The sequence below is a fragment of the Sulfitobacter sp. 15WGC genome, assembly GCF_005068605.1.
GTDB lineage: Bacteria > Pseudomonadota > Alphaproteobacteria > Rhodobacterales > Rhodobacteraceae > Sulfitobacter > Sulfitobacter faviae.
The window spans coordinates 1-247 of record NZ_SZNL01000263.1; the positions used below are offsets into that span (position 1 = coordinate 1).

The following is a 247-nucleotide window of genomic DNA, read 5'->3' on the forward strand; positions in this document are numbered from 1 at the left end:
GAATTTGAGCTGAACGACGATGATCGTGAGTATCTGCCGGAAGGGATGAAAGGCGCAAGCTATGTCCTTTGGCGCAACCTAGACAACTCGACTGGCCATAGGCTAACCAACGCGCCAGCCAAAAAAACCTACAGAGATCTAGAGAAAGATTTGGCCCGACTCGCAGCACATGCGGACAAGCAATTCACCTCACCAGAAGATGGTTCTGCGAAATCTCCGACAGAGACGCTTAAGGCTGCAACAGAGG

Annotated in this window: 1 protein-coding gene; it reads left to right on the forward strand. The window is 51.4% G+C overall.

From position 1 onward, the window contains the following. Positions 1 to 247, forward strand: a 247-nt coding sequence (locus tag FCK22_RS19195) for a hypothetical protein (RefSeq protein ID WP_211243610.1), incomplete at both ends; no start/stop codon positions are given.